Origin of the sequence: Polaribacter sp. (assembly GCF_965660385.1) — a bacterium.
Classification (GTDB): Bacteria; Bacteroidota; Bacteroidia; order Flavobacteriales; family Flavobacteriaceae; genus Polaribacter.
This window is the reverse complement of the sequence record NZ_CBFHZT010000014.1, coordinates 1-21,295: the sequence shown is the minus strand read 5'-3', so window position 1 is coordinate 21,295 and position 21,295 is coordinate 1. Positions and strand designations below refer to the sequence as shown.

Sequence of the window (21,295 nt, the reverse complement as noted above, 5' to 3'; positions counted from 1 at the left end):
TAAAAAACAAATTAAAATGAGTTTAATACTAATGATTGTAGGAGCTATATTGGTAGCAGTTCTTATTGCTTATGTTATAGTTAAATATTTACCATTAAAATTAAGATGGTTACCATCTATTTTACTATTGGCTCTAGCCATTTACCTTGGAGTTAAGATTTTTGACGGAATAATGCAACCAATTCTTTTTGCAAAAGAAAAGGTAGAAAGATATAAGCCTGTTATTAAAAGTTTAAAAATTATTAGAGACGCTCAAGTAAAATATTACGATGTTACAGGAAAATATACTGATAACAAGCAAGGATTAATACAATTCATAGATACAGCGCAGTTAGCTATTACTGAAACAAATACCGTTGTAAAAAGAGTAAACAAAGGTACTTCTTGGGCACCACTTATGGTTGATGAAGAAGTAAGAGTCACAGATACAATTGGTTATGAACCAGTTTTAAAATATTTTAAAGACAAAGATTATAAAACGATGTTTAAAGTACCAAATTTGGAGGGTACTGAATTTGAAATTGAAGTTGGTGAAGTAGAAAAAGTACCTGGTTTGGTAGTCCCTACATTTAGAGCACGAACACCAAAAACAGCAATTTTAGACGGATTAAACAAATCTTTAGTAAAACAAGAGTTAGAAGCTATTGAAACTGACCAAATTAACGGTGAATATGTTTCAGTTGGTTCTTTAGAAGAAGTGAGCACAGGTGGTAACTGGCCTCCTTTTTATGATAGAAAAGGTGGTGTTGAAAAATAATTCGACTACTTTACAAAAGATAGAAAATATTATGTTATCCATCCAATTTAGTTTGGATGGATTTTCTTTTTGCGTTTCAGATACAGCATCTAACAAAAAAATACGCTTTAAGAATTATAATTTTGAGGATACCTTAAATTCACCTGAAGATCTATTAAAAAAAATAGAAGGTATTTTTAAAGAAGATACAGATTTACAGCAAGAGTTTAATAGTGTAAATGTAATTCATCAAAATAACTTATCTACCATTGTACCAGAAGCTTATTTTGATGAAAACATATTAAGTTCTTATTTAAAGTACACTATTAAAACGCTGCATACAGATTTTATTACTTTTGATGATGTACCAAAAATAAAAGCAAAAAACGTTTACATACCTTACGTAAATATTAATAACTTTTTGTTTCAAAACTTTGGTGAATTCAATTATCAACATCACAGCTCTGTTTTAATTGAAAAATTACTATTGCAAAATAATACTGACGATAAGGTAATGTATGTTAACGTACAAAAAAACACTTTTGATATTGTTATTTTACATGGTAAAAAGTTAATCTTATCAAACTCGTTTTCTTATTCATCTAAAGAAGATTTTATCTATTATATTTTATTTACAGCAGAGCAAAACCAATTACAAACAGAAGACTTTCAACTTTATTTTTTAGGCGATATTTCTAAAGAATCAGCATTATATAACATTTCGTATACCTACATCAAAAATATACAGTTTTTAGAGAGTGAAAACACTATTTATACCCATTTAAAACTACCAAGACATTCTAATTTTATATTGCTAGGCTAATGAGAATTATATCAGGAAAACTTAAAGGAAGACGTTTAAAGGCTCCAAAAAACCTACCTGTTCGTCCAACAACAGACATGGCTAAAGAAGGACTATTTAATATTTTAAATAACCTTTATTATTTTGATGATATCTCTGTAATTGATTTGTTTTCTGGTACTGGCAATATTAGTTACGAATTTGCTTCTAGAGGCACAAAAAGTATTTATGCCATTGATGCCAACTACAACTGTATTAGATACATTTACAATACCGCAAAAGAACTTGATTTAAACATCAACACTTACAAAAGTGATGTGTACAAGTTTTTAGAAAAAACTTCTTTACAGGCAGATGTTATTTTTGCTGATCCTCCTTATGATTTTGAAGTTGAAAAATTTTTAACGATTGCTAATACCGTCTTTGAAAATAATCTTTTAGAAGATGAAGGCGTTTTAATTATAGAACACTCTAAACACACAGATTTGTCCACACATAAAAATCATAGTTATGACAAAAGATATGGTGGAAATGTATTTAGCTTTTTTGAAAAAATTACTGAAAAAGAAAACTAAAGTAACGAGTTTATAATATCTACTATTGAAACATTTTCTGCCTCTGCTTTGTAATTTTTAACGATTCTGTGAGATAAAATTGGAATAGCAACTGCTTTTACATCTTCAATATCTGGTGAATACTTACCATGAATTGCAGCATGCGCTTTTGCTGCCAAAATTAAGTTTTGAGATGCTCTTGGACCTGCACCCCAATCTAAATAGCTCTTTACCATTGCTGTTGCTGCAGCAGATTTTGGTCTTGTTTTACCAACCAAAGCCACAGCATATTCAATTACATTATCTGTAACAGGAATTCTACGAATTAACTTTTGTATGGCTATGATATCATCTCCAGATAAAATAGCGTTAATATTTTGAGAAACACTACTTGTGGTACTTTTAACTACAGCAACTTCTTCTGCAAAAGTTGGGTATTCTAAATTAATAGAAAACATAAATCTATCTAATTGTGCCTCTGGTAAAGGATAAGTACCTTCTTGCTCAATAGGGTTTTGTGTGGCTAAAACAAAGAATGGTAAATCTAATTTATAATGATTTCCAGAAACTGTTACTGAACGCTCTTGCATGGCTTCTAACAAAGCTGCTTGCGTTTTTGGCGGTGTTCTGTTAATTTCATCTGCCAAAATAATATTAGAAAATATAGGTCCTTTAATAAATTTAAATTGTTTGTTTTGATCTAAAATTTCACTCCCTAAAATATCAGATGGCATTAAATCTGGGGTAAACTGAATTCTATTAAATTTTAATCCTAAAACATCAGAAACTGTATTTACCAACAATGTTTTTGCTAATCCTGGTACACCAATTAATAGGGAGTGACCACCACAAAATATAGATAATAGCGTAAAATTTACAGCCTCTTGTTGACCAATAATTACCTTACCTATTTCTGATTGTAATGAATTGTATTTTACTACTAAATCATCTACAGCTTTAACGTCTGACATTATTTACCTGTTTCTTTTTTCCAATTTTTAACAAAATTACATTTTCTATGAACATCTGCCATTTTTATGTAGGTATCTTGTATTTTCTCTTTTGCCCATTTATCAATGGTTTCCTCTTTCTTTTTGGTTAATGCTAGTTCTTGTATTTTAACATAATCATTTACCAAATCTGCAATATGCGTATTGGTTCTGTCTCTCATTATGATAAATTTATACATTTTTTCTCCACTTCTGTTTTCATCAAAAAAAACATCTGTGAGTTCACCTGTTTTAAGCTCTGCAACTCTAGCATATAAAGCAGGATCCATACCTGTTAAATTAAATGTAGACTCACCTGTGTAAGGATTTATAATTAAACCACCACTATTTTTAGTTTCATCATCATCAGAATATTTTTCAACAGCTTCTTCAAAAGTTATTTTTCCAGATTTAATATCTTCTGCAATTTTTTCTGCCTTGTTTCTTGTTTCTGTAAGTTTGCTGTCAGGAACATCTGGTTGCATTAAAATGTGAGAAGCCACTCTCATGTTTCCTTTTACTTGATGCAACTGCATTAAATGATAACCAAATTCTGATTTAAACGGTTTTGAAACCTGCCCAACATCTAAACTGAAGGCCATTTCCTTAAATTCTTTAATAAATTGAGATTCTTTGGTAACTTCATACTGACCTCCATTATTGGTTACCCCAGGATCATCAGAATTGATAATGGCTTTCATTTTAAAACTAGCTCCATCTTCAATTTCTTTTTTTAATTCTTCTAATTTGTTAACAATTCTTTCGGTTTCTTCTGGTGTTGGTTTTGCTTTAATTACAATTTGTGCTAATTCAATTTCAGCAGAAAATTCTGGCAACTCCCCTTTTTCTTTTAAACCGTTGTAAAACAAACGAACTTCTTCTGGTGTTACATCTATTTTCTCAGTAATTTTTTGTTGCTCTTTTTCAATTAGTAAATTTTCTTTTTGCACTGTAAATAATTCTTTTTTCAAATCATCTAAATCATTAAAACCATAGGCTTTAATAACTTTATCTACAGAGCCATACTGTTGTGTAAAATACTGTACACTACGATCTACTCTTGCATCAACTTCTGGGTCAGAAACTAAAACGCTATCAATAATAGCGTGATGCGCTAATAGTTTTTGTTGCATAAGCTCTTCTAACATTTCACAATCAGAAATTTTTATTTTACCTTCAGAACGCAGTTCTATTTCTTGTTTAAACTTATCGATATCAGAATCTAAAACAATATTTTTACCAATAACTACTGCTACCCCATCAATTTTAACTTGCGCAAAAGTAGTGATACTTATCAAGCCAAATAGTGTTGCAAAAAGTGCGGTTTTAGTAAACTTTAAAATTGTTGTTTTTTGTTGCATCTTTTACTAATATTTTTTCTATGTCTCTAATTAATTGAATTTTACGTTTGTGTAAAATCATTTGTGTTATTGTAGGCTCTATATAGCTTAATGGTGCTATATCATTTCTGAGCAAAACGTCTTTTATAGCGACCAAATATAAACCTAATGAATCTTGTTTTTGGAGATATTTTGTTTTTTTTAACAGATTATCTTTAGAAAAAGGGAGTTTTAACAAAACCTTATCTAATTGTGTCCAAATTGAGTCGTTAAACTGATGGAATTTAAAGCTTAATTGTTGTTTTTCTAAAGCTTCTAAATCATCAATATTATCGGACTTAAATAAGTTAATAAATTCTTTTTTGTTGATGATATTGTTATCGAAATGTAAATATTTAATTTTTACCAATTCTTCATTTAGCCTAAAGTTTTGTTTATTTTCTTCATAAAAGGCTTCGATTTCTTCATCATTTATAATAGTATCTAATTGCTGCTTTATGAGTCTTTCTTTATAGCTATTAATTAGCAAACTTTCTTTATAATCTCTAATTAAAGCGTTAATTTCTTCAATATCTTGTTGTGAACTATTGGTTTCGGCTTTATTTAATAACAATTGTTTTATTGCCCAATCGTTGATATAACCTTTTACCAAAACAATACTATCTTCTTTAGAAATATTATTAGGTAAAATATCTTTTAAATCTTCTTTAAAAAGTTTTTCGGTGTTTACAATGGCAACAATTTCTGATGTGGTTGCTTCCTTTTCTTGTACATTTAAATAATCACAAGAAACGAGAAAAAAAAGCACACAAAAAAAAACTGCAAAGTAGTTGCGCATATTATTTATTGTAATGTTTAATTAACTTTTTAAGCTGTTTTTTATTTACTTCGATAGCACTTTTGTTTCTTAAATCTGCAATCCAATTTTTCTCTAAATGGTTCTGGTAATCATTCATTACCTGACCTTTTACTTTTTTAAATTCTTTGTTGTTATATGCACTGATATTGGAATTGTAATACTTTTTTAACCCAAGTGTATCTTTTGATGATTTTTCCCAAATTTTCTGCTGCATCAATTCAAACAACAATAAACCATCTTTGTATTCTTGTAAGGTGTAAGCATATTCTGGTTCTGTTTTCTCTAAATTTTCTTTGTAATAGGCTAAAATTTCTTGGTCTTTAAAATCTTCAAACAAATCATAAACAGATTTATTTTTTCTGTTTTTTATGAAATCTACAAATGCCTCTTGTGTAATTTCTTTTTCATTAATCGATAAAATTACCGCTTGCAAAGAATCTTTAGCAATATCTCTTATTTTTTTATTGTCAAAAATTTCTTTTGCATTTTTATTCTCAGAAATCGTGTATTGTTTTTTTAATTTATTGACTACTGCTTTTTCCGATAATTGTGCCCTAGCTCCAGATTTAACTCTACTTTTTAAGTCTGTTTTTAAATCTTCAAAAGTAGGGACTGGATGTTTTTTTATCAATTGAACAATATGCCAACCAAAACGCGTTTGAAAAGGTTTAGAATACTCGCCTTCTTTTTCTAAACTAAAGGCTACATCTTCAAAAGATTTTACCATAACCCCTGTACCAAATTTTCGCAGTTTACCACCTTTAGATTTTGAACCAGTGTCATTAGAATATTTTCTTGCCAAAGCCTTAAATTGCTCATCTTTTTCTAACCTATTATAAATAGAATCAATTAATTGTTTTGCGTTTTTTGTTTCTTTAGTTAATAAAATATGTGCCACTTCAACCTCGCCTTTAGAAGGTCTTATTGAGTCAACCTTTAAAATATGATAACCAAAACGAGTTCTAAATGGTTTAGAAACCTGGCCTACTTTTGTGTTGTAAGCAGCCTCTTCAAACGGATAAACCATTTTAAAAGCAGAAAAATAACCTAAATTTCCTTGGTTCCCTTTTCTTCCACTTTTTTCGTCATCTCTTGCAGATGGGTCTTCAGATGTTTCTTCAGCTACTTTTTCAAAAGGTTCACCATTAACAATTCTATCTCTAATTTCAGTAATTTTATTGTAGGCTTGTAAAGTATCTTTTGGTGTTGCTATTCTTGGTGTTCTCACCAAAATATGTTTTGCCTTAATTTCATTTTTAGTTCTGTAATAGGCATCTTTAACCAACTTATTCACATAACTAGTATCTTGTAAATATGGTGCAGCTAATTGGTTTTTATAGCCTTCCATTTCTTTAACATAAGATGGTAAAGTATCAAGCTTAATTTTGTAAGCCTCCTTAACTTTCAACTTATAGTTTATAAATAAATCTAAGTTTTTTTGAACATCTTTGGCTTCCTCATTATCAATAGCATCTAAGTTTTTTTCATAAACTCTTTTAAATTCTGAAATGGTAGTTTTATCACCATCTATAGTTAATAGAACTTTGTCTTTTTTTTGAGAAAACACTATACTCGAAAAACATAAAACTATTGCAACAACTAATTTTTTCATAAGTCTATAATGATATAATTCCTTTAATTTGTTCAACTTTTTTATAATATTCAATTACTTCGTCTGCATTTTTTAATTTTAAAACGATTGTAATGCTAATATATTTACCTGTTTTAGATTTTTTTGTTTTTATTACGGCTCCTTTATTGTCAAAAACGGACTGAACTTCATCTAACTGATTGCCATCAGTAGGCACAATAAATTTGTACATATAATCTGAAGGAAAATCTGTAGTATCTTCTAACTGACCTTTTAATTTAACATAAAAAGCATTTTTATCGCTCATAATTAAAAATTATTTTACAAATAACGAAACACAAAATTACATTAAAAATTAGTTTTATAAAGCGAATGATTTATTTTTGTTAAAATTGCAAAAAAACTAACATCAAAATTAATCATTTTAAGATAAAATATTTGCTGAAAAATCAACAAAAAATCGTTTTAATAGGTGGTCCATCATCAGGGAAAACAAGTGTATTAAATGCTTTAAAAGAAAAAGGCTTGTGCTGTTTTGATGAGGTTTCTAGAGAAGTTATATTAAAAGCACGCGAAAAAGGTATAGATCAACTTTTTTTAAAAGACCCCTTACTATTTAGCAAAATGCTTTTAGAAGGTAGAGAGCAACAATATTTAGAAGCGCAGCAAACTAAAGAAAATGTTGTTTTTTTTGATAGAGGAATACCCGATGTTTTTGCCTATTTAAATTATTTTAAAACAGAGTTTCCAGATGTGTTTATTGAAAAAAGCAAACGTTATAAATATGATTATGTTTTTCATTTTTCGCCTTGGAAAGAAATCCACACTACTGATAATGAGCGCTATGAAAATTTTAAGGAGGCTACAAGTATTGATGCTTTTTTAATTGATGCCTACAAAAGCTTGGGATACAAAATTACAACGATTCCTTTTGGTTCTATTAATGAAAGAGCAAACTTTATTATCAATTCGCTTGCTTGCGATTTATGAGTGATGTAAATAACATACTTCAGCACTATTGGGGGTTTCCTAAATTTAGAAAACCCCAAGAAGAAATTATACAAGCCGTTTTAAACAAACAAGATGTAATTGCATTGTTACCTACAGGTGGTGGAAAATCGATTTGTTTTCAAGTGCCTGCTTTAGCAACAGAAGGAGTTTGTATTGTAATTTCTCCGCTAATTGCCTTGATGAAAGATCAAGTAGAAAACCTAAAAAAAAGAAATATAAAAGCTACAATGATTAAATCTGGTGCCAAACCAGATGAAATTGTTACACTTTTTGATAGCATTAAATTTGGTGGTTACAAATTTCTTTACATTTCTCCAGAACGTTTACAAACTCAATTAATTCAACAAAAAATCACAGAACTTAAGATTACTTTTGTTGCTGTAGATGAGGCGCATTGCATTTCTGAATGGGGTCATGATTTTAGACCTACTTACAGAAAAATTAAAGTTTTGAAAGAAATATTGCCTAACATTAATTTTATTGCATTAACTGCCACTGCAAACAAAAAAGTGCTCGATGATATTGCTACAAATTTAGAATTAGCATCTCCAAAAGTTTTCAAAAAATCATTTTATCGGCAAAATTTAGCTTATCAAGTTTTTACTGTAGAAGATAAATTATTACGATTAAAACAAATTTTTACCAAAACAAAAACACCAGCAATTGTTTATGTAAGTTCTAGAAAAAAAACCAAAGAGATTTCAAACTTTTTAAATGCAAATCAGTTTAAAAGCAGCTTTTATCATGGTGGATTAACTTTAAACGAAAAAGAAAATGCTTACCAAAATTGGATGTCTGAAAGAACGCCAATAATTGTAGCAACAAATGCTTTTGGTATGGGAATTGACAAACCCAATGTGGGTATTGTTGTTCATTTCGATTTGCCTTTTTCTTTAGAAAACTACATCCAAGAATCTGGTAGAGCTGGTAGGAACGAAAAAAAATCTTTTGCTGTTTTATTAAAAAATGAACACGATATTTCTGTATACAAACAGCAATTAAAAAAATCGTTACCAGAACTTAGTGAAGTAAAAGAAATTCACAGAAAATTATATCAATATTTTAGAATTGCAATTGGTGAATTGTCTGAAGAATTACATCAATTTCAAATTTCAGAATTTTGCAGAGCTTACAATTTTTCTACTAGAAAAGTTACTGCTGTTATCCAAATTTTATCAAATAATGGCATCTTAGAAATTTCAAATACGTTTAATCAAAAATCTACAATTCTTTTTAACACCAGTAGTAAAAAAGTACTTTCTTATGTAATAAATAAAACTTATACTAAAAATTTAATAAACTCACTATTAAGAACTTATTCTGGTTTATTTAAACAAGAAATTGAAATCAATGAGTTTCTATTAGCAAAAAAAACAAATACAACATCACAACAAGTAATTCGTACTTTAAAAGAATTACATCAAGATAAAATACTTAATTACAAACGCGTAAATAGTGATGCTCAAATACAGTTTTTAGTACCTAGAGAAGATGATAGAACCATTAATTTATGTGCAAAAGAGATTAAACAATTTCTACATCAGAAACAAAAAAAAGCCGACGATATGTTGCGTTACATTTCATACAATTCGATTTGTAGAAGCATTCAAATTTTAAGTTATTTTGATGAAGATACAACACAAAAATGTGGAATTTGTGATGTTTGCTTGTCAGAAAAAAAAGAGATTAGCACTAATATTTCATTTAAAATACTTGAACTTTTAAAAGAAAAGAGCACGCTTACATCTCAAGAAATAAACCAACATTTAAAGGCAAATGAAAAAGACATTTTAATACATTTGCGCATGCTTTTATCAGAAGATAAAATCCAGATAAATTATCAAAATAAATATCAACTAAAATATTAAGTTATGAAAAACACACGTATTGTTTTTATGGGTACCCCAGATTTTGCTGTTACTATTTTAAAACATTTAGTTGATCATCATTACAATATAGTTGGTGTAATTACTGCCCCTGATAAGCCCTCAGGAAGAGGTAGAAAGCTAAATCAATCTGCAGTAAAAAAGTACGCACTTTCTGAAAACTTAACTATTTTACAGCCTACAAACTTAAAAAATGAAGATTTTCAGCAAAAGCTACAAAGCTTAGAAGCAGATTTACAAATTGTAGTTGCTTTTAGAATGTTACCAAAAACTATTTGGCAAATGCCAAAATTAGGCACATTCAATTTACATGCTTCTTTACTACCCAAATATAGAGGTGCAGCTCCTATACATTGGGCTATAATTAACGGAGAAACAAAAACGGGTGTAACTACTTTTTTTATTGATGATAAAATTGATACTGGAGCTATTATTTTACAAGAAGATACTACCATTTCTGAAACGGAAACTGTGGGCTCTTTGCATGATAAATTGATGTTTTTAGGTGCTGAATTGGTAATTAAAACTGTAGATTTAATTTCTAAAGGAACTGTTAAAACAACACAACAACCCAATTTAGAAGAAAAATTTGCTCCGAAATTACATTCTGAAAACACTAAAATTGATTGGTCAAATTCTTTGGATAATATTTATAATATGATTCGAGGTCTCAACCCATTTCCTGCAGCTTGGACTACTATTAAAAATGATGAAGATGAAATTTATACTAAAATTTATGCTGTAGAAAAATTAGTAGAATCGCATAAATATGAATTAGGTAAAATTATAACTACAAAAAAAGAATTAAAAGTAGCTGTAAAAGACGGTTTTATAAACATAAAAGAAATTAAATTAACGGGAAAGAAAAAAATGGATGCTACAAGTCTTTTAAATGGATTTACATTTTCAGACAAGGCAAAAGTACTATAAACCCCTTTATTGTTAAGGTTTTACTATTTTTTAATAAATAACCAACTTGCGTTATTAACAATTTAGTAGTACTTATTAACAAATCAGTACTTTTTTAAGGAGCTAATTTGTGCAAACCCTTAAAGCACCTATATTTGTTAGGCTTATTAGCAAAAAAAGTATACAATTAATTTTAAAATCTATTTATTATGAACAAGTCAGATTTAATTGACGCAATGGCTGCAGACGCAGGAATATCTAAAGTAGCAGCTAAAGCAGCTTTAGAATCTTTTACAGATAATGTAACTTCTGCTTTAAAAGGTGGTGGAAAAGTTGCATTAGTTGGTTTTGGTACATTCTCTGTTTCACACAGAGCTGCAAGATCAGGAAGAAACCCACAAACTGGAGCTACTATTGAAATCGCCGCTAAAAACGTACCTAAATTCAAAGCTGGTGCTGGATTAAGTGACGCTGTGAATTAATAATTACAGTATAATTTCTTATAAAACTCTCTTTTTTAAGAGAGTTTTTTTTATTCCTATATTTTGTATATATTTACTTATGCACTATTTAAAACCACTTAAAGGTAGGTTATTAATTGCTGAGCCTTCTATACTAAATGATAACTCTTTTAATAGAGCTATTGTATTAATTACAGAACATTCAGAAAATAGTTCTGTAGGATTTATTTTAAACAGACCTCTTGAATATACATTGCAAGATTTGATTCCAGAAATAAAGTCGGATTTTACAATTTATCAAGGAGGCCCTGTAGAGCAAGATAATTTATATTTTGTTCATAAAATACCTGACCTAATACCTGAAAGTATTGCTATTGATGATACTATATATTGGGGTGGCAACTTTGATTCTTTAAAAGATTTACTAAATGCAGGTACTTTATCTAAAACAGATATTCGCTTTTTCTTGGGGTACTCTGGCTGGGGAAGCCATCAATTAATAGATGAAGTTAATACAAATTCTTGGTTTATTTCTGAAAACGATATTGATGATATTTTTTCTAATAAAAGTGATACACTTTGGCGAAATAAAATACTGCAAAAAGGTGGTGGTTATAAAATTTGGGCAAATGCTCCAAACGATATTCAATTAAACTAAACTGATGTCACTGCTAAAACTTTTAAGCTTTGCATTAATTTCGTTGCAAATGTGGTTGAAAACTTTTTCTTTTTATAATGAGTTACAGGTTGTACACCTATAATGGCATTGGTAATAAATACTTCATCTGATTTTTGAATTTCAAATGGAGAAATATTAGTTTCTTCAATCATATAATCTGGATTTTTGGTAATAATCTCTATTATTTTTTTTCTTGCCACACCTTTTATACAACCTTCTGTTACTGCCGGTGTTTTTACCACGTCACCTTTAACAATAAAAATATTAGCATTTGCTACTTCTACTACTCCTTTTTTTTCGTTAATTAATACACAATTATCTAAATCATTTTCTTTCGCATAAATACTCGCTAAAGTATTTAACATCCTGTTGTTTGTTTTTATAGTAGATAATAATCCTGAGTAGTTGTAAAAATCTTTAAAAACATCAACTTTGTACGTTTTTTTTGTTGTATAATTATGTTCTTTAACCTCAATTAAATAATCAATTTTATTGGTTATTGGAGTGTATAAACCACCATCTTTTCTATATACATTTAATCGAACTCTAAACGAATTTGCATCATCTTGAACAGCTATTGTTTTTAATATTTCTTTTTCTAAATATTCTAGTGTAAAATTCATAGGAATTTTCATGCGCAACATACGCATTGAAGCCATTAATCTAAAATAATGATCTTCCCAAAAAATAATTTTGTTATTATTTACTTTTATGGTTTCAAAAATTCCATCACCGTATTTAAACCCTCTATTTTCTGTTGTAAATTTTGCATTTTCTTTAAATAACAACTCCCCATTAAAATTAACCATTTGTTTATTTTTTTGTGATTGCAAAACTACAGCTTTTTGTTAGATTTTGAGCATAAAAAAACCCAACCAAAAGCTGAGTTTTACTATAATAAATATTTTATTTATGCGCCTATGGTGTGTTTAAGTTCATCAATTTGATTTTCCCATAATTGTTTAGATTCTTCTACCTCATCTTCATCCTCAGCAAAATCAGTAACTATTAAAGAAACATCTTTTGTTAAAGCATCAACTTGGATTCTTATTTCAAAATAACTGTCATCATCTTCACTTTCCAACCATTTAAACCGAATTCTTTCATCTGCTTTTTTAGCTATTAGTTTGGCTTGCTCTTCTGTACCTTCCCATTCAAAAGTAAAAATTTTACCTCTTGAATTTACTTTATCTGCGAACCATTCTTGCAAATTAGATGGAGAAGATATGTATTGATATAACATATTTGGGGAAGCGTGAATTGGTATTTCTAGCTCGTATTGTACTTTATCCATTTGATGTAACTTTGTTCGACAATATAGGTATTAATTCTATTTAAAAAAAATTAAAAACACTACTTGCCAGATTGTAAAATTAAATTATATTTGCACCCTCAAAACCTAATGGCGAGGTAGCTCAGTTGGTTAGAGCGCAGGATTCATAACCCTGAGGTCGGCAGTTCAAATCTGCTCCTCGCTACAATTTTAAATCACTACAAAACAACAGTTTAGACCTCTAAACTGTTGTTTTATGCCTTCAATTTACGAATACATTACCCTAAATACTGCAAATGAACACGATTTGGAACACGTTTTGGAACACGATTCGATAATTTTACCCCAATTCTCTACACCCAAAATCTATATCGCCAATGGAGACTTATCCAAACGCTGGTATGTTTATTATTCTTATCGAAATCCTAAAACAGGGAAACTTGAACGGATGACAAATCTATATGGAAAAGTAAATCAGTTTCATACTAAAGAAGACAGAATAAGCATACTATCTTATTATAAGAAAAAATTATTGCATTTGTTAAAACAAGGCTTCAATCCTTTTGCAGAGAATAGAAAAGTAATTTAATGCTCATTAAAGGGCATAGTTCCATGACTTCCTTAGAAAAGTAATTGAGAGAAATTGATGCTGAGTTGCCTGAAGATTATTCTAATTTGTTTAGGTAGAGAGTATGGAAGTAAACATAAGTGAAATTATTTGAGATTAAACATTTCAAAATTACTCGATGCTCTAAATACAAAACTCTAGTTATAAATTTCAATATACTCTAGAATATAATTATAAAACTGATAACGTTTGTTTGTAATTAAAACAATCTTAACTGTTAAACTTCTAATTCTAAATTTATTAAAAACCTAATATAACTCCATAAAAAATTATAAGCTAATTTTTTATTAATTCGGTTTCTAATTCTTCTAAAGATTTCCCTTTAGTTTCAGGTAATATTTTAATCATAATAAAAAAGCCAATTAAAGCAATCGATCCAAAAATAAAGAAAGTTAAGGCATTACCAAAATTAGATAGTTGCCAAGGAAAAATTAATTGTACTACAGAACTAATTAATGAATTTACAAAAGCAATTACACCAATTGCCAAACCTCTGTATTTTAAAGGATAGAGTTCAGAAAGCAATACCCACATTACTGGACCAAGAGAAAAGGCAAAGCACGCAATAAAACCTAAAATACCAACTAAAACAATAGTAGTGTTAATTTGGGTCGCTATTTCTAAAATAGCCCCATCATTTTTTTTATAAACTTTATTACCTAGTATAGACTTAAGCTCGTTTTTAAAGTCGATATCAGTGGTATATAATTTGTCTACTAATGGTGTTAATAAATGTGCTTCTTTAAAATCTAATTTTGCAATTCCTAATGGTGTTATTTTATATTTTGCTTGATTAAAACCATAAGCGCAAAACAACAAACTTATTGCTATTCCTGCTGTACCAAATAATAGTAGAGGTCTCCTTCCCATTTTATCTATCAAATACATTGATACAATTGTAAAAACAACAGTAACTGTACTTAATAAAATACCAGATGAAAATGCTGCATCTGTACCTATTCCTGTTTGTTTAAAAATAGATGTTGCATAAAAATACACTGCATTAATACCTGTAATTTGTTGCAAGATGCCAACAATTAAACCAACACTAAAAATAAAGATTAAGGAGGGTTTAAATAACTGAATAAAGGAAACTTTGGTTTTATCTTGCTTACTTGCCAAACTTTTTTCTATTGATTTTATTTCATTTTGAGCGATATCATTACCATGTATCTGTTTTAAAACATTTTTTGCTTTTTCGTATTGATTATTAAGATATAACCAACGTGGACTTTTAGGCACAAGAAACATACAAAAGAAATACAATAAAGCTGGCAATAACTCAACACCTAGCATCCACCTCCAAACAGTTTGATCGGTTAAGAAAAAATTCTCAGATGAGTTATATTTATTAAATAAATAATTACTTAAAAAAGCTGCAAAAAAGCCAAGTACAATGTTTAATTGTTGCATAGAAACCAGTTTGCCTCTATTCTCTGATGTAGCTATTTCTGCAATATACATAGGTGCTAAAACTAAGGCTGCACCAAAGGCTAAGCCACCAATCATTCTGGCAATATAAAGCATTTCATAAGAATTTGCTAATGCTGAGAAAATAGCAGAAATAGCGTAGAGTAAAGCAACTATAATAAGAATCTTTTTCCGTCCAATTTTATCACTGAGTCTACCTGAAAAAAGCATAGCAATCATTGCTGCAAAAGAAGGAGAACTTACCACCCAACCCGATTGAATATCGTCTAAATTAAATTCTGGACTTGCAAAATTCATAACACCAGAAATAATACCTGCATCAAATCCAAATAAAAAGCCACCTAATGATACTACAAAGGCAATAAAAGTTAATTTTTTTGACATTTAAATATGTAATTAATAGATTAATGTTTGGATGGCGTGTGGTAAAATTTCTATGGTAGTTTCTACTTTGTGAATTGCTAATTTATAACTTATTTTTTTATCAGTTTTATTCATAACAACAGTAATAAGTTTTCCATTATTATTTAAAAAAGTAGTACTATCTAAGGTTGATCTACTTGTTGTTGTACTAACACGTTTAGCCCCTGGTTGCACAAATTTAGAAAAATGACCTATATAATAATAAGTAGGTGTATAAATTAATTCGTTTGTAACAGTATTGGCATGTATAGGAGCGAAACAAAAGTTTTGTACATGGTTTGGACCTCCATTTTCATCAAGTAGAATATTCCAATCTGTCCAACCGACTACACCACTATTAAAATCATTAATCATAGAATTTCCATATCGCTCTGCATTAGGCCAATAGTCTAATCTATCAACATCAAAACCCTCTTGGCAACCCTCTGTAAATAATATATTTTTTGTTGGAAAAGAAGCATTAATGTTTTTTAAATTATCATATTTTGGTAAACCACCAGTCCAAGTTTCATACCAATGAAAACCAATTCCCCAAGCATATTTGGCTGCTTCTTTATCTTCAAAAATGGTATTGGCGCGTTCTGAAATTAAATCTCTGTTATGATCCCAAACTATTATATTTTTATCACCCAAACCTTCTTTTTCTAAGGTTGGTCCTAAATAGTTTTTCAAAAAATCTCTTTCTTCTTCGGCTGTATAAATACAAGACTCCCAACGTTGAACTGCCATCGGTTCATTTTGTAAAGTTAAACCCCAAACAGGAATTCCTTCTTTTTGGTATGCATTGATAAATTTCACATAATAGTCTGCCCAAGTTTGTCTAAACTCTGGCAATAATTTACCTCCCTGCAACATATTATTATTGGTTTTCATAAATGCAGGAGGACTCCAAGGGCTTGCATAGAAAACCAAATCGTCTCCTATATACTCCATAGCTTTTTTAATTAATGGAATTCTTTTCTCTTTATCTTTTGCAATAGAAAACGTTTTTAGTTCTGCATCACCTTCTTCAATATAGGTATGACTCCCTAAACCAAAATCGCTACTGTGTATACTAGTTCTTACAATATTGTAACATATACCTTCTTTACTAAAATATGCCTTTAGCAATTCTTCTTGTTTTTCGTCGTTTAACGTAGAAAATACTTCTGATGATGCATCTGTAATAGCACCTCCAATTCCTAAAAATTCTTGAAAGGTTTTATTTGGGTTTACAAAAACAGCAACATCTGTTTCTAAAGTTTGGATTTTTTTAGTAAACTGTTTTTCAATGGTTTTAGTAAGTCTTAAATTGGTGTTTTTTGCTGTAGTAAATATTTGTAAATTTGCTTTTAATGCCACTTCCCTACTAACAACATTCTTAGAAACAGCGATTTCATCAGTAGTATTACAGGCAAAAAAAACACATAAAAGTACTATGCGAATTGCTAGTTTTAATTTTATTTTTTTCATTATAATTTAAATTCGTGTTTAACCCAGTCTACTTCCATTACCCATTCACCATTCATAGGTGCGTCTGTTATTTTTGCAAAGTTTAAAATGGCAAACATTTTTTCAGGATATAAAGCTCCTTGTCCAACATTTCTATAAATTTCTTTAGCGTCTACTCTAAAGACAAGATCTTCACCTTCCCATTCTACAGAATATTCATGATATTCGTTTAAAGTAACATCAAAGCCTTTTCTTAAACTCCACCAATCACCTTTATCGCAATTCCCTAGACTTTTTATGGCACCTGTTGTAAAGTGATTTTTTTGATGATCTCCATGATGTTCAAAAATATCAATTTCTCCAGATCCTGTAAGTGGCCAACAAATGGTTTCATCTGCCTCTTGTACTGGAGGTTCATTATTTTGAGCCCCTAATAACCACCATGCAGGAAACATGCTTTTTTCGCCATTGCTAGATAATTTTAACCTTGCAGTCCATTTGCCTTTAACAAATTCTTGTTTATTCTTTGATGCAATTCTACCTGCTACATATTGTGTAGCTGGATGTTGTTTTCCGTGTTTATCAAAGTTATTACAAGGTAATTCTTCACCAACATTTACCACTCTTAACTTTAAAGTACCCTCGCTTACTTCTCTAGTATTGTATTTGTTATCTGGCACATAACAATGAGTTTCATTGTTTACCCATATCATTTGATCTTGCCAGTTGTTAGAGTTAAATGTATTAAAATCATCAAAAAAATCAACTTGCCAAATTTGTAAATTAGAAGACTTATTTGAATCTTTTGTATTTCTAAAAGCCATTAAAAAGGTTAAAACTAGCAAAAAAAATAGGGTTGATATGTATTTGATTCTCTGACTTTTTATTAAAGGTGTTTTTTTCATAATTTATAATTTTTAAACAAAAAACTGTTGGTAGTTACTATTATAAAAAACATTTTTTCCATAACACAACCAAACAAGACTATGAGGTTAGTTTTTGTTTATTTTTAAAGATTTTGAATGCGATTATTTAAAACTATTAATTTTATTTTTTAATGAGTTTCTTTTTTAAAATGCCTTTATTTGTTTCTAAAACCAAAAAATAAATACCTGCTTTAATTTCAGATAAATTATATACGGTTTTATCTAAAACAGGATTTAGACTTTTAATTATTCTACCAGAAACATCTATTAATTTGATATTTAAAACCAATATTTGATCCGATGTTTTTAGTTGAAAATAATCGGCTAATGGGTTAGGGTAAATGGTTAGCTTTTCTTTATAGATTTGGGGTACAGACAGATTACTTGCAAACTTGAACTCAAACCAATTCAAGTTAAAACCTGATTTAACTACCTTCATTTTTAAAGTATAAATACCTTTCCTTAAAGCAACGTCTGTTGATGTTGTTTGCCAAGATTGCCATCCACCTGTAATTGGTAAATTAACATTAACTAAAGTTTCTAAACTTTTTTCGGTACTTAACTCGAAAGCAATTTCACCTTCTGTATTTTCCGCGGCTGTTCTTAAGTCTAAGGTATAATTGCCATCTTTAGAAACAAACACTTTATACGTGGCATAATCACCTGGGTCAGTAAAACCTATGTTTTGACCTGCACCATTGTCTGAGGTGTTTTCTGTTTCTAAACCAATTTGTATATGAAAATCTTCTGCTTGAATTTTATTAGGTATAAAAGCTCTTTGTACTAAAGTATTTTCAATAGTATAATTGTTAAAAATGGGTAATTTGATGTTATTTTCAGACTGTAAATCATCTCCTGTATAACTTACCTTTAAAGCGTCTTGATAATACAAATAATCATCTAACTCTAGCACTACAAAACGAAGTGAAGCAGGATCTAATTTCACTGCTTTAATACCTACTTCAATATCATTTACTTTTACTTTAAAGTCTTCTATGGTTAAATTTACATCTGTTGCAGGTTGATTTAAAACTATCTTAATTGATTTCTCATCATCTATAGTTTTAGCACTTAACACTTTAAAATCTGTAATATTATTGTTAGATTTCTCAAAAGCAATACTACTCATATTAAAAGAACCTGCCTTTACCTTTACAGTAAAAACGTGAGTGCCTTGTTCTAAATATACATTTTCTATAAACTGATTTACAAAGTTAGACCAGCTTCCTGTGTTGCCTATAGAAACATTACCAGTGATGTCTACATCATTCATTAAAAAATTAACTTTGGCACCAGATTGTTCAGTAGCATATCTAAAGTTAAAATTATAAAAGCCGGTTTCTGCTACATTTAAAGTATACTTTAACCACTCACCTACTTCTGTGTACCCAATATGATAACCATTACTATTGGTATTGTCTGAGTTGGTTTGAATGTCTACACCATCATTACGTAAAGCCCAACCTGCGTTCCAAGCCTGAAAGCTATTGGTAGATAATGAGTAATTGGCGTAATCAGTATCTGAATACGCAACTTGATTCGTTCCTAAATCGTAGTTAGAAAGATAAAGTACTCCAGGAATATTATTTTCTGCATATGGTATATGAGTATCACTACTTGGTTGTCTTAGTACTGCATCTACTACATCTTTAAAATAATCGTTGTTTTCTACTAACAAATCTGTTGTTAATTGAGATAAACCTGAAATAGCATCACTAGAGCTTGGTCTAGGTCCCTCTCCCTTCCAGTAGTTAATAATGGCTTCATAGTTTTGGTTAGATTTTACGGAAAAGGGACTTACTGTTGTTTCAATTCTTTTCCAAGGCCACCAAGACCAGCCAATATTATTAGTTTCGAATAGTTTAACAGCTTCTGTATACCACACATTCGAATTTTCACCAGATTCTCCCATCCATAGAGGCACATTGTGTTGATTTCTTAAATCTAAAACCCATTGTATAGAGGCTGTATCATTATAAGTCCAATATTTATGAAAACTATAAACTAAATTAGAATCCCAAGGTGGTGTTAAACCTGAAAAATCATTCGCAAACCAATTGCCTTCAATATAAATAATATGATTTGCATCGTGTGCTCTTATGGCATTGGTAATTCTTACGTACAAATCGCGAATTACACTGCCATCTATAGGCCAATTAATTTCATTGATGAGGTCATAACCACCAATCCATTCTTTGTCTTTGTATCTTTCTGCTAATTTACCCCACAAAGCAACTGTTTTACTTTTGTTAAGATCACTTTCCCAAAGAGATGGTTTATCTGAATCATAATCAGAAATTGCAGCATCTTGTCCTTGACCACCAGGTGCTGCATGTAAATCTAAAATTAGGTAAATTTGATTTTCTTCGCACCAACTTAATAATTCATCTACCATTTCAAAACCTGTAGTTAACCATGTGTTTTCTCCAGCTACTGGCTCATCCTCAATAGGTTTTGTAAATAAGTTATAGTGCATGGCCAAACGCACACTATTATAGCCCCATTTTGCAATGGAGTCTATGTCACGCTTTTGTATAAAGTTTTTTCGCCAATTTGTGTAAAAAGTATTAGTTTCTTCTTCACCAATTAAATCGTTTAATTTTTCAATGAACTCATGTTGCGTATCTGCTGCTCCAGAAGAATTCATCATATAGCCTTCTTGTAGCATCCAACCTCCAAGTCCTATGCCTTTTAACAATACTTCTTTGCCATTTTTATTGACAATTTTTTTTCCTAATGCTCTTAAGCCCTGTGAATTTGTACTTAATGTGTTAAGCATAAAAAGTACGATAAAAAAGTTTATATTTTTTTTCATTTTATAAGTTATCTAAACCGAATAATGTAATTTCTGATCCTACTGTAATCTGAGTACTTCCGTAATTAGAAGTAATCGAGAATTTTAAATATCTAAACTCTTCTGAGGTATTTGGTAAGCTAAATTCATGACCATCTATAGCGTCTTGTAAAGCAGATGCTGGGATATTACCTGCAGCATCTCTTGGATCTCCAATATCGAACTGCCCCAGCAATTGCCAGGTTTGACCATCTGTACTCGAAAACAAATCGAACGATTTAAGGTTTTCTTCTTGATAGTGATAAGTAACTCCACCACCATTATACCAAAAGGCTCTTTGCCAAACCTTAAAACGTTGAATTTTCACATTTTTATTTAAATCGATAACAATGTCTAGTGGAAAGTCTAAACTACCTCCATTGTTATCTCTGGTAATAATAAAATAACTGTTATCAGCATCTGTTTCTACTGTATCTATAATATCATCCCAAAAATTAATAGTTAGCCCCTCATAAGCATTTCCATTTATTGATTGATTTGCAACTAATGTCCAAGAAGATTTGTCAATTTTT

Annotated in this window: 21 protein-coding genes and 1 tRNA gene; 10 read left to right on the top strand and 12 right to left on the bottom strand. The window is 29.8% G+C overall.

Annotated elements, in window-relative coordinates; genetic code table 11:
* Positions 1 to 16: 16 nt before the first annotated feature.
* The 3 genes from ACTG3V_RS06305 to ACTG3V_RS06295 are packed head-to-tail and all read left to right on the top strand — an operon-like array spanning position 17 to position 2,113.
* A complete protein-coding gene (locus tag ACTG3V_RS06305) occupies positions 17 to 757 on the top strand; it encodes a hypothetical protein (RefSeq protein ID WP_439131295.1) in 741 nt (246 codons plus the stop codon).
* The gene (locus ACTG3V_RS06300) at positions 744 to 1,559 is read left to right on the top strand and encodes a DUF3822 family protein (RefSeq protein WP_439131320.1); all 816 of its coding nucleotides are present in this window, start codon (positions 744 to 746) and stop codon (positions 1,557 to 1,559) included. The genes ACTG3V_RS06305 and ACTG3V_RS06300 overlap by 14 nt, the downstream gene beginning before the upstream one ends.
* On the top strand, positions 1,559 to 2,113 hold the full coding sequence (locus ACTG3V_RS06295; RefSeq protein WP_439131294.1) for an RsmD family RNA methyltransferase: 555 nt from the start codon (positions 1,559 to 1,561) through the stop codon (positions 2,111 to 2,113). Before ACTG3V_RS06300 ends, ACTG3V_RS06295 begins: the two co-directional genes overlap by 1 nt.
* Here the strand turns inward: ACTG3V_RS06295 and ACTG3V_RS06290 are convergent.
* From ACTG3V_RS06290 to ACTG3V_RS06270, 5 genes are read right to left on the bottom strand one after another with little or no spacing between them, the layout of a single operon-like run.
* Entirely contained in the window at positions 2,110 to 3,063 is a 954-nt protein-coding gene (locus ACTG3V_RS06290; RefSeq protein WP_439131293.1) for an AAA family ATPase, read from the bottom strand. The genes ACTG3V_RS06295 and ACTG3V_RS06290 overlap by 4 nt on opposite strands.
* Positions 3,063 to 4,442, bottom strand: a complete 1,380-nt coding sequence (locus ACTG3V_RS06285; RefSeq protein WP_439131292.1) for a peptidylprolyl isomerase — start codon at positions 4,440 to 4,442, stop codon at positions 3,063 to 3,065. The genes ACTG3V_RS06290 and ACTG3V_RS06285 overlap by 1 nt, the downstream gene beginning before the upstream one ends.
* On the bottom strand, positions 4,408 to 5,259 hold the full coding sequence (locus ACTG3V_RS06280) for a hypothetical protein (RefSeq protein WP_439131291.1): 852 nt from the start codon (positions 5,257 to 5,259) through the stop codon (positions 4,408 to 4,410). The genes ACTG3V_RS06285 and ACTG3V_RS06280 overlap by 35 nt, the downstream gene beginning before the upstream one ends.
* Before the next feature lies 1 nt (position 5,260).
* Positions 5,261 to 6,892 carry a peptidylprolyl isomerase gene (locus ACTG3V_RS06275; RefSeq protein WP_439131290.1) on the bottom strand — a complete coding sequence of 544 codons (1,632 nt, stop codon included), beginning with the start codon at positions 6,890 to 6,892 and terminating at the stop codon, positions 5,261 to 5,263.
* Positions 6,893 to 6,896: 4 nt separating this feature from the next.
* The gene (locus tag ACTG3V_RS06270; protein ID WP_439131289.1) at positions 6,897 to 7,178 is read right to left on the bottom strand and encodes a DUF493 family protein; all 282 of its coding nucleotides are present in this window, start codon (positions 7,176 to 7,178) and stop codon (positions 6,897 to 6,899) included.
* A 131-nt stretch (positions 7,179 to 7,309) separates the two neighbouring features.
* Between ACTG3V_RS06270 and ACTG3V_RS06265 the strand changes: the two genes are divergently transcribed.
* From ACTG3V_RS06265 to ACTG3V_RS06245, 5 genes are all read left to right on the top strand, one after another.
* Positions 7,310 to 7,861: an AAA family ATPase gene (locus tag ACTG3V_RS06265; protein ID WP_439131288.1), complete on the top strand. Its 552-nt coding sequence runs from the start codon at positions 7,310 to 7,312 to the stop codon at positions 7,859 to 7,861.
* On the top strand, positions 7,858 to 9,750 hold the full coding sequence (locus tag ACTG3V_RS06260) for a RecQ family ATP-dependent DNA helicase (RefSeq protein ID WP_439131287.1): 1,893 nt from the start codon (positions 7,858 to 7,860) through the stop codon (positions 9,748 to 9,750). Before ACTG3V_RS06265 ends, ACTG3V_RS06260 begins: the two co-directional genes overlap by 4 nt.
* Positions 9,751 to 9,753: 3 nt before the next feature.
* On the top strand, positions 9,754 to 10,698 hold the full coding sequence (fmt, locus tag ACTG3V_RS06255) for a methionyl-tRNA formyltransferase (protein WP_439131286.1): 945 nt from the start codon (positions 9,754 to 9,756) through the stop codon (positions 10,696 to 10,698).
* A gap of 188 nt (positions 10,699 to 10,886) precedes the next feature.
* On the top strand, positions 10,887 to 11,159 hold the full coding sequence (locus tag ACTG3V_RS06250; protein ID WP_397446903.1) for an HU family DNA-binding protein: 273 nt from the start codon (positions 10,887 to 10,889) through the stop codon (positions 11,157 to 11,159).
* Between the two features lie 79 nt (positions 11,160 to 11,238).
* A complete protein-coding gene (locus ACTG3V_RS06245) occupies positions 11,239 to 11,796 on the top strand; it encodes a YqgE/AlgH family protein (RefSeq protein ID WP_439131285.1) in 558 nt (185 codons plus the stop codon).
* On the opposite strand, the gene ACTG3V_RS06240 is transcribed toward ACTG3V_RS06245, so the two are convergent.
* Complete coding sequence (locus ACTG3V_RS06240; RefSeq protein WP_439131284.1) at positions 11,793 to 12,626, bottom strand: aminotransferase class IV; 834 nt, start codon at positions 12,624 to 12,626, stop codon at positions 11,793 to 11,795. The two genes, ACTG3V_RS06245 and ACTG3V_RS06240, sit on opposite strands and share 4 nt — an antisense overlap.
* A gap of 101 nt (positions 12,627 to 12,727) precedes the next feature.
* Positions 12,728 to 13,111 carry an START-like domain-containing protein gene (locus ACTG3V_RS06235; protein WP_439131283.1) on the bottom strand — a complete coding sequence of 128 codons (384 nt, stop codon included), beginning with the start codon at positions 13,109 to 13,111 and terminating at the stop codon, positions 12,728 to 12,730.
* A 110-nt stretch (positions 13,112 to 13,221) separates the two neighbouring features.
* On the opposite strand from ACTG3V_RS06235, the gene ACTG3V_RS06230 reads away from it, so the two are divergent.
* Together ACTG3V_RS06230 and ACTG3V_RS06225 are read left to right on the top strand one after the other, a co-directional pair.
* Positions 13,222 to 13,295: transfer RNA gene (locus ACTG3V_RS06230), tRNA-Met, on the top strand.
* 51 nt (positions 13,296 to 13,346) lie between these two features.
* Positions 13,347 to 13,679, top strand: a complete 333-nt coding sequence (locus ACTG3V_RS06225) for a hypothetical protein (RefSeq protein ID WP_439131282.1) — start codon at positions 13,347 to 13,349, stop codon at positions 13,677 to 13,679.
* Positions 13,680 to 13,994: 315 nt separating this feature from the next.
* On the opposite strand, the gene ACTG3V_RS06220 is transcribed toward ACTG3V_RS06225, so the two are convergent.
* From ACTG3V_RS06220 to ACTG3V_RS06200, 5 genes are all read right to left on the bottom strand, one after another.
* Entirely contained in the window at positions 13,995 to 15,533 is a 1,539-nt protein-coding gene (locus ACTG3V_RS06220) for a sugar porter family MFS transporter (protein ID WP_439131281.1), read from the bottom strand.
* A 12-nt stretch (positions 15,534 to 15,545) separates the two neighbouring features.
* Positions 15,546 to 17,024, bottom strand: coding sequence for a glycoside hydrolase family 30 protein (locus tag ACTG3V_RS06215; RefSeq protein WP_439131280.1), 1,479 nt, complete (start codon positions 17,022 to 17,024; stop codon positions 15,546 to 15,548).
* Positions 17,024 to 17,908 (bottom strand): glycoside hydrolase family 16 protein, encoded by an 885-nt coding sequence (locus ACTG3V_RS06210; RefSeq protein ID WP_439131279.1) that lies wholly within the window; start codon positions 17,906 to 17,908, stop codon positions 17,024 to 17,026. The genes ACTG3V_RS06215 and ACTG3V_RS06210 overlap by 1 nt, the downstream gene beginning before the upstream one ends.
* Before the next feature lie 142 nt (positions 17,909 to 18,050).
* Positions 18,051 to 20,744 (bottom strand): carbohydrate-binding protein, encoded by a 2,694-nt coding sequence (locus tag ACTG3V_RS06205; RefSeq protein WP_439131278.1) that lies wholly within the window; start codon positions 20,742 to 20,744, stop codon positions 18,051 to 18,053.
* Between the two features lies 1 nt (position 20,745).
* A partial coding sequence (locus ACTG3V_RS06200) for a DUF5000 domain-containing lipoprotein (RefSeq protein WP_439131277.1) occupies positions 20,746 to 21,295 on the bottom strand: 550 nt, incomplete at its 5' end.

What these genes read in the sequence shown, in the direction of transcription:
- ACTG3V_RS06305 (WP_439131295.1), top strand. Translation starts at nt 17, where the DNA reads ATGAGTTTAATACTAATGATTGTAGGAGCTATATTGGTAGCAGTTCTT.
- ACTG3V_RS06295 (WP_439131294.1), top strand. Translation starts at nt 1,559, where the DNA reads ATGAGAATTATATCAGGAAAACTTAAAGGAAGACGTTTAAAGGCTCCA.
- ACTG3V_RS06290 (WP_439131293.1), bottom strand. Translation starts at nt 3,063, where the DNA reads ATGTCAGACGTTAAAGCTGTAGATGATTTAGTAGTAAAATACAATTCA.
- ACTG3V_RS06285 (WP_439131292.1), bottom strand. Translation starts at nt 4,442, where the DNA reads ATGCAACAAAAAACAACAATTTTAAAGTTTACTAAAACCGCACTTTTT.
- ACTG3V_RS06280 (WP_439131291.1), bottom strand. Translation starts at nt 5,259, where the DNA reads ATGCGCAACTACTTTGCAGTTTTTTTTTGTGTGCTTTTTTTTCTCGTT.
- ACTG3V_RS06275 (WP_439131290.1), bottom strand. Translation starts at nt 6,892, where the DNA reads ATGAAAAAATTAGTTGTTGCAATAGTTTTATGTTTTTCGAGTATAGTG.
- ACTG3V_RS06270 (WP_439131289.1), bottom strand. Translation starts at nt 7,178, where the DNA reads ATGAGCGATAAAAATGCTTTTTATGTTAAATTAAAAGGTCAGTTAGAA.
- ACTG3V_RS06260 (WP_439131287.1), top strand. Translation starts at nt 7,858, where the DNA reads ATGAGTGATGTAAATAACATACTTCAGCACTATTGGGGGTTTCCTAAA.
- fmt (WP_439131286.1), top strand. Translation starts at nt 9,754, where the DNA reads ATGAAAAACACACGTATTGTTTTTATGGGTACCCCAGATTTTGCTGTT.
- ACTG3V_RS06250 (WP_397446903.1), top strand. Translation starts at nt 10,887, where the DNA reads ATGAACAAGTCAGATTTAATTGACGCAATGGCTGCAGACGCAGGAATA.
- ACTG3V_RS06245 (WP_439131285.1), top strand. Translation starts at nt 11,239, where the DNA reads ATGCACTATTTAAAACCACTTAAAGGTAGGTTATTAATTGCTGAGCCT.
- ACTG3V_RS06240 (WP_439131284.1), bottom strand. Translation starts at nt 12,626, where the DNA reads ATGGTTAATTTTAATGGGGAGTTGTTATTTAAAGAAAATGCAAAATTT.
- ACTG3V_RS06235 (WP_439131283.1), bottom strand. Translation starts at nt 13,111, where the DNA reads ATGGATAAAGTACAATACGAGCTAGAAATACCAATTCACGCTTCCCCA.
- ACTG3V_RS06225 (WP_439131282.1), top strand. Translation starts at nt 13,347, where the DNA reads ATGCCTTCAATTTACGAATACATTACCCTAAATACTGCAAATGAACAC.
- ACTG3V_RS06220 (WP_439131281.1), bottom strand. Translation starts at nt 15,533, where the DNA reads ATGTCAAAAAAATTAACTTTTATTGCCTTTGTAGTATCATTAGGTGGC.
- ACTG3V_RS06215 (WP_439131280.1), bottom strand. Translation starts at nt 17,024, where the DNA reads ATGAAAAAAATAAAATTAAAACTAGCAATTCGCATAGTACTTTTATGT.
- ACTG3V_RS06210 (WP_439131279.1), bottom strand. Translation starts at nt 17,908, where the DNA reads ATGAAAAAAACACCTTTAATAAAAAGTCAGAGAATCAAATACATATCA.
- ACTG3V_RS06205 (WP_439131278.1), bottom strand. Translation starts at nt 20,744, where the DNA reads ATGAAAAAAAATATAAACTTTTTTATCGTACTTTTTATGCTTAACACA.